This window comes from Thermus altitudinis (assembly GCF_022760835.1).
Classification (GTDB): domain Bacteria; phylum Deinococcota; class Deinococci; order Deinococcales; family Thermaceae; genus Thermus; species Thermus altitudinis.
The window spans coordinates 61,875-68,421 of sequence record NZ_JAKTNQ010000011.1 but is presented as its reverse complement, the minus strand read 5'-3'; the positions used below and the strand labels follow the sequence as shown (position 1 = coordinate 68,421).

At 63.1% G+C, this 6,547-nt stretch carries 6 protein-coding genes; 1 reads left to right on the top strand and 5 read right to left on the bottom strand.

Going from position 1 to position 6,547, the window contains the following annotated elements; all coding sequences use genetic code 11:
• Positions 1–38: 38 nt before the first annotated feature.
• Entirely contained in the window at positions 39–302 is a 264-nt protein-coding gene (locus L0D16_RS05780; protein ID WP_243030523.1) for an HTH domain-containing protein, read from the bottom strand.
• A gap of 32 nt (positions 303–334) precedes the next feature.
• On the opposite strand from L0D16_RS05780, the gene polX reads away from it, so the two are divergent.
• On the top strand, positions 335–2,062 hold the full coding sequence (polX, locus tag L0D16_RS05775; protein ID WP_243030522.1) for a DNA polymerase/3'-5' exonuclease PolX: 1,728 nt from the start codon (positions 335–337) through the stop codon (positions 2,060–2,062).
• Here polX and L0D16_RS05770 read toward each other — a convergent pair.
• The 4 genes from L0D16_RS05770 to L0D16_RS05755 form a co-directional block, all read right to left on the bottom strand.
• Positions 2,040–2,708: a uracil-DNA glycosylase gene (locus tag L0D16_RS05770; RefSeq protein ID WP_243030520.1), complete on the bottom strand. Its 669-nt coding sequence runs from the start codon at positions 2,706–2,708 to the stop codon at positions 2,040–2,042. The genes polX and L0D16_RS05770 overlap by 23 nt on opposite strands.
• A gap of 56 nt (positions 2,709–2,764) precedes the next feature.
• On the bottom strand, positions 2,765–4,264 hold the full coding sequence (locus L0D16_RS05765) for a hypothetical protein (RefSeq protein WP_243030518.1): 1,500 nt from the start codon (positions 4,262–4,264) through the stop codon (positions 2,765–2,767).
• Positions 4,265–4,419: 155 nt separating this feature from the next.
• The gene (locus tag L0D16_RS05760) at positions 4,420–4,938 is read right to left on the bottom strand and encodes a helix-turn-helix transcriptional regulator (protein ID WP_243030516.1); all 519 of its coding nucleotides are present in this window, start codon (positions 4,936–4,938) and stop codon (positions 4,420–4,422) included.
• A gap of 38 nt (positions 4,939–4,976) precedes the next feature.
• On the bottom strand, positions 4,977–6,542 hold the full coding sequence (locus L0D16_RS05755; protein ID WP_243030514.1) for an acyl-CoA carboxylase subunit beta: 1,566 nt from the start codon (positions 6,540–6,542) through the stop codon (positions 4,977–4,979).
• Positions 6,543–6,547 lie beyond the last annotated feature (5 nt).

Below are 6,547 nucleotides of genomic sequence, written 5' to 3'. Positions count from 1 at the left end.
TGGGGGGTCCATGTATCCCCGGTTTGCAAACCGGGGGATTATAGCCCCCCACAACCCCCCTTTTCTCTAAGGGCGTACAGCTCTCTAAGGGCGTACAGGCCCTTGCCCAGGGCCACCACCGGGCTCCTATGCCAGCGAGCCAGGGCGGAGAGCTGGATCTTGGCGATCTTTTCCGGTTCCCGAACGTGGGCCCAAAGCCCCGACTCCTTAAGGCGGCGGGCCACCTCGGTGTAGTGGAGGGGCCGCCCCTCTTCCTGAAGCATCTTTAATACCGCCTTGCGAAACTTGGCCGGCGGGGGCATGGATGGACCCAGTATACCCGTATAGTGAGGGCATGAGGAACCAGGAGCTGGCCCGCCTCTTTGAGGAGATCGGGCTCATGAGCGAGTTTCTGGGGGATAACCCATTCCGGGTCCGGGCCTACTACCAAGCTGCCCGTACCCTCTACGATCTGGATACCCCCATTGAAGAGGTGGCCAAGGGGGGCAAGGAGGCCCTTCTGGCGCTGCCAGGAATCGGCCCCGACCTGGCGGAGAAGATTCTGGAGTTTCTCAGCACAGGGGGGATTAGGAAGCACCGAGAGCTTGCGGAGCGAGTACCGAAGGGGGTCTTGGCGGTGATGGAAGTCCCCGGGGTGGGGCCCAAGACCGCCCGGCAGCTCTATGACCAGCTGGGCATTGATTCCCTGGAAAAACTAAGGGAAGCCCTGGATCGGGGAGAGCTGCTTCGCCTCAAGGGCTTCGGCCCCAAAAAGGCGGAAAGGATCCGGGAGGGGCTGGCCTTAGTGCAGGTGGCGGGTAAACGCAGGCCCTTGGGGGCGGTGCTTTCCTTGGCGCGGAACCTTCTTGCCGCCATCCGAGCCCTGCCCGGTGTGGAGAGGGCGGAACTGTGCGGGTCCGCTCGGCGGTACAAGGACACCGTGGGGGACCTGGACTACCTGGTGGGCACCGAGAGGAGCGAGGAGGTGGTAAAGGCCTTTGTGAAGCTTCCCCAGGTGAAGGAGGTCTACGCTCAGGGCAAGGAGCGGGCCACCGTGTTCCTTAAAAATGGCCTCCAGGTGGACCTCCGGGTGGTGCCGCCCGAGAGCTGGGGCTCCGGGCTCCAGTATCTCACCGGAAGCAAGGAGCACTCCATCAAGCTCCGTTCCTTGGCCCAGGAGAGGGGTCTGAAGCTTTCCGAGTACGGGGTCTTCCGCGGGGAAAAGCGCCTGGCGGGGGAGACGGAGGAGGGGGTCTATGAAGCTTTGGGCCTTCCCTTCATTCCCCCTCCCCTGAGGGAGGACCGGGGGGAGATAGAGGCGGCCCTTGGGGGGAAGCTTCCGAGGCTATTGGAGCTTTCCCAGATCCAGGGGGATCTGCAGGTGCACTCCACCTACTCCGATGGGCAGAATAGCCTCGAGGAACTCTGGCAGGCGGCCAAGGCCCTGGGCTACCAGTACCTGGGGGTGACGGACCACTCCCCAGCGGTGCGGGTGGCAGGGGGGCCCTCCCCGGAGGAGGCCTTAAGGCGGATAGAAACCATCCGCCGCTTCAACGAGACCCACGGCCCCCCGTACCTTCTGGCGGGGGCCGAGGTGGACATAAGGCCCGATGGCACCTTGGACTACCCCGATTGGGTGTTAAGGGAACTGGACCTGGTGCTCATCTCCATCCACTCGGGTTTTAAGCTCTCCAAGGCAGAGCAGACCAAGCGCATCCTAAAGGCCCTGGATAACGCTTTTGTCCATGTCCTGGCCCACCCCACCGCCAGGCTCCTTGGCCGGCGGGCCCCCATAGAGGCTGATTGGGAGGCCATTTTGCGCAAGGCCAAGGAGAAGGGGGTGGCGGTGGAGATCGACGGCTACTATGACCGCATGGACCTCCCCGACGACCTGGCGCGCTTGGCCTATGGCATGGGCCTTTGGATTAGCCTCTCCACGGATGCCCATCAGGTGGAGCACCTGCGCTTCATGGAGCTTGCGGTGGGCACGGCCCAAAGGGCTTGGATCGGGCCGGAGCGGGTTTTGAATGTCCTCCCTTACGAGGAGCTAACCACCTGGCTCAAAGCCCGGCGAGGTCTTTAGCCTTTAGGAGTATGTCCAGAAACATCTCCCGGGTGAGCCGGCCCGTTTGCGTGTTCTGCCGAGAGACGTGGTAGCTGGCGAGGAGGTGCCGGCCACCCGGCAAGGGGTAGTGGGCCCCGTGGAAAAAGGGATGAGAGCTTTTCTTCATGCCGAAGTGGTCCAGAAGGGCCTCGAGGGTGATCCGGCCCAGGGCCAGGTAGACCCGGGCCTCCCGCAGGAGACCGAGCTCCATCCGGGTCCAGGCGCTACAGGTCTGGAGCTCCTCCCGGGTGGGCTTGTTGTCCGGTGGGGCGCAGCGCACGGCGGCGGTAAGGTAGACGCCAAAAAGCCTTAGCCCGTCCCCAGGTTCGCTTTGGGGTTGGTTGGAGAGGCCCGCCTGGTAAAGAAGGGGATAGAGGAAGGCGCCCGAGGCATCCCCGGTGAAGGGGCGGCCCGTGCGGTTGGAGCCATGGGCTCCTGGGGCCAGGCCAAAGAGGACCAGGCGCGCCCCGGGGTCCCCGAAGCCGGGGACGGGCTTGGCCCAGTAGGTCCAATCCCGGTAGGCCCGGCGTTTCTCTCGCCCCACCGCCTCCCTATGGGCCACCAGCCGGGGGCAACGGGTGCAGGCGGCGAGTTCCTTTTGGAAGGTATCCCACCTGGCTTCCATCGGCCTATAAGCCTAACCCCCGCCGGGGGGCGGGGGCTAGGTCCAAAGTCCAAAGCCTACTCGCTGCAGTGCCCGGGGCCGATATAGCCCTCGTTGTACTGGCCCAGGAGGCTGGCGTAGGAACGGGCCTGGTTGCTGAGGGTCCTGGTGAAGTTAGATGAGGGTGTGTACGTGTAGAAGAAGTTCTCCGCCCAGGCGATGGCTGCCAACACCTCAGGTGGAGCGTAGGCCCCCTTCAGCACGTTCAGCTTGGCGGCGATGTACTGGTGGGCCAGCTGGTAGTACGGGTTGCCGCCCTGAGGCGGGGTCCAGAGGACCTCGTAGTAGGTTTTTCCGGCGGAGAAGAAGGAGGTATCCTCGCCGCTAGGAACGATCAGGTCCCAGGTGGCGTCCCGGGGCTTGGCCGGCCCGTACCGGGTGTGGGTCTTCCAGTAGCCCTGGGTGAGGGTGCAGCCCATCTGGCAAGCCGGCACCCGAACCCTTACGGTCCAGCTGGAGGAGCCCGTGGTGCCGGTGGTGTTGGTGGTGAAGGCAGCGGTGTTGGTGAAGGTGTGGTACGTGTCCTGGCTCTCGCACGGGTAGGGCCCCACGTTCAGGCTGTAGGTGAAGGTCTTGGGGGCTTCGTCCGCGCTCACAGTGCCCAGGGGGCCGTACTTGTCGTCGCTGACCGACACCTGGTTATCCACCAAGGTGGTGGGGCCATTGAAGGTAACGGGGGCAGTGGCGGTGGCGGTGCGCACCTGGTCCTGGCCTTGGCGCACGTAGGCGACGGTGGCGGTGTTGGTGCGGCTATCCTTGTTGGGCAGGCTGGCGCTGTAGGTGCAGGTCAGGCTTTGGCCTGGGGCCAGGGTGCGGGGAAGCTCCCCGCAGGCTACGTTGGCGACGATGTCGGGCGAAACCACGTCGGAGACGCTTTGCACCACGAAGGTGATGGGGGTATTGTTCTGGATGACGATGGTGCCCTGTACGGCGAAGTCCCGGTCCTCATAGCGGACAACCCCTACCTGTACCTGGTAGTTCACTGGGAAGACCTGGCCGGGACTCAAGGTGAGCTCCGTTTGGTCCCCGGTCTTGCGAATCTCCCAGAAGTACTGGCGGGTATAGGTGGTGGTGGCGGTTTTGCTCACGTTCAGGCGATACTGGAAGCAGAAGGTCACATGGCTGATTTTCGGAATGTTGCCGCCTTGGTTGGGAGGAGCGTGCAGGCCACTATCGGAGGTAGCCGGGGGATCATAGACGTACACATTGGCCCCTGGACCTCCCTTGACGATGACCGCGGTCATGACCAGGGTGGAGCTCCAATCCACGTACTTGCCATCGGGGGAGAAGGTGGCGGTGATGGTGTTGCCGTAAGCGTCCACGGTGTAGGTACCGCTAACCGGTGGGTCTACCTTGTAGGCCCCGTCAAAGACCACCCCTGCCTGTGTGCATTCCGCCTCGGCGCTTCCCGCTTTCCAATCGGGATAGGTATCCACCTGCCGGTTCACCGCCGTGGCGGGACTTAGGGGGGCCTTATTGGTCTGCCCGCCGCATGCGGAAAGGATCAGGAGCAGCACCGCCCCCAAAGGAACTCCCCACCTAAACCATAACCTATTATGCCGCATAAAGACCTCCTTTCACCCTTAGCTTAGTAACCTTCCAAGAGGAAGCCAACGCTCCTTTGGCCTAATTCATGTGAAAAAAAAGTACTACTACCAGGGAGCCGGAAAGTCTAGGTGAGAAACCGGATATGGGCCAGCTGGCTTCGCCGCTTGATCCCTGCCTTTTGGAACACGGCCGAGAGATGGGCCTTGACCGTGCGCTCCGAGATCCCCAGCTCTTTGGCGATCTCCTTATTGCTGAGGCCTAAGGCGGCTAGGGCCGCCACCTCCCTTTCCCGAGGGGAAAGTTGCGGGGTGGGCTCCCCCACCAAGGTGGCCACCACCCGCCTTTCCGCCCAGACCTCGCCCTCGGCCACCTTCCGCAAGGCCTGGGCCAGGACCTCGAGGCCCTGCTCCGGGTAAAGGTAACCCTTATAGCCCAGTTTGAGGGCCTCCGCCGCCTGTTCCCGGCTCCTGAGTAGAACCAGGGAAGGGAGAGGCGGGGGCGGGGGAATCTCCCAGCCGGCTTCCACCAGGCCCACCTGGGCCGCCAAGGGGTGGTCCACCACCTGGAATTCCCGGGCCTGAAGGGCTTCGGCCAGAGCCTCCCGTTGGCTAGCCAGGGTAAGGTCAATCCAGACCCGGACCATGCTTGGGTCTCATTTTACCCCTGGTGCCCTAAAGGACTCTAAAGCGGGATGTTGTCGTGCTTCTTAAAGGGCCGCTCTTCCTTCTTCTCCCAAAGCATCCTCAGGTGCTGGTAGAGGAGGCGCCGGGTGTGGGCGGGATCTATGACGTCATCTATGTAGCCCCTTCCTGCGGCCACCCAGGGGTTGTCAAAGGCCTGGCGGTATTCTTCAATCTTCCGCCGGCGGGTTTCCTCGGGGTTGGGGGAGGATTGGATCTCCTTGCGGTAGATGATGTTGGCGGCTCCTTCGGCCCCCATCACCGCCACCGCCGCCGTGGGCCAGGCCAGGACCACGTCCGCCCCCATGTCCTTGGAGTTCATGGCCAGATAGGCTCCGCCGTAGGCCTTGCGGGCGATGAGGGTGATCTTGGGTACCGTGGCCTCGGCGTAGGCGAAGAGCATCTTGGCCCCGTGGCGGATGATGCCCCCGTGCTCCTGGGCCACCCCAGGTAGGAAGCCGGTCACGTCCACCAGGGTGAGGATGGGGATGTTGAAGGCATCCATGGTACGTATGAAGCGGGCGGCCTTGTCGGAGGCATTGATATCCAGGGCTCCCGCCATAAAGCGGGGGTTGTTGGCCACGATCCCCACGGGATACCCTCCCAGGCGGCCCAGGCCCACGATGATGTTCCGGGCAAAGCCGGGCTGGATCTCCAGAAACTCCCCGCCATCCAGCAGGGTTCTGATGACCTGGTGCATGTTGTAGGGCCTTTTCGCATCGGGGTGGACGATGTCTAAAAGGTCGGGGGTGGGGCGGAAGGGGTCGTCTTGGGGTTCCACCACGGGGGGTTTCTCGCGGCTGTTTTGCGGCAAGTAGGAGAGAAGCTTTTTGATGAGGTCCAGGACCTCCTGGTCGTTTTGCCCCTCGAGGTGGGCCACCCCGCTCTTTTCCATGTGCACATCCGCCCCCCCCAGCGCCTCAAAGCTCACCTCCTCCCGGGTCACGCTCTTGATGACCTCGGGGCCGGTGATGAACATGTAGCTGGTTCCCCGGCTCATGAGGATGAAATCGGTCATGGCTGGGCTATACACCGCCCCCCCGGCGCAAGGGCCCAGGATGGCAGAGATCTGGGGCACCACCCCGGAGTAGATGGCGTTGCGGTAGAAGACCTCCCCGTAGCCGGAAAGGCTATCCACCCCCTCCTGGATGCGGGCCCCAGCGGAGTCGTTGAGTCCGATGATGGGAGCCCCCACCTTGGCCGCTACGTCCATTAGGCTGGCAATCTTACGTCCGTGCATCTTGCCCAAGGAGCCTCCTAGGACGGTGAAGTCCTGGCTGAAGACGAAGACCAAGCGGCCGCCGATGGTGCCATACCCGGTTACCACCCCATCGGCAGGGGCCTCAACACCTTCCATGAGCCCGGTTTCCAGGTGCTCGGCGAAGGGCATGAGTTCCACGAAACTCCCCGGGTCCAGAAGGTAGTCTATGCGTTCTCGGGCCGTGAGCTTCCCCTGCTGGTGCTGCTTTTTAATGCGTTCCTCTCCGCCACCCAGAAGGATTTTTTTCCGCCTCTCCTCCAGCTCGGCCAAGAGCTCGTCCAGGATAAGTTTGGCGTTATCGGCCATACTGG

Coding starts and splice junctions, on each gene's coding strand:
- L0D16_RS05780 (WP_243030523.1), bottom strand. CDS start 302: ATGCCCCCGCCGGCCAAGTTTCGCAAGGCGGTATTAAAGATGCTTCAG.
- polX (WP_243030522.1), top strand. CDS start 335: ATGAGGAACCAGGAGCTGGCCCGCCTCTTTGAGGAGATCGGGCTCATG.
- L0D16_RS05770 (WP_243030520.1), bottom strand. CDS start 2,708: ATGGAAGCCAGGTGGGATACCTTCCAAAAGGAACTCGCCGCCTGCACC.
- L0D16_RS05760 (WP_243030516.1), bottom strand. CDS start 4,938: ATGGTCCGGGTCTGGATTGACCTTACCCTGGCTAGCCAACGGGAGGCT.
- L0D16_RS05755 (WP_243030514.1), bottom strand. CDS start 6,542: ATGGCCGATAACGCCAAACTTATCCTGGACGAGCTCTTGGCCGAGCTG.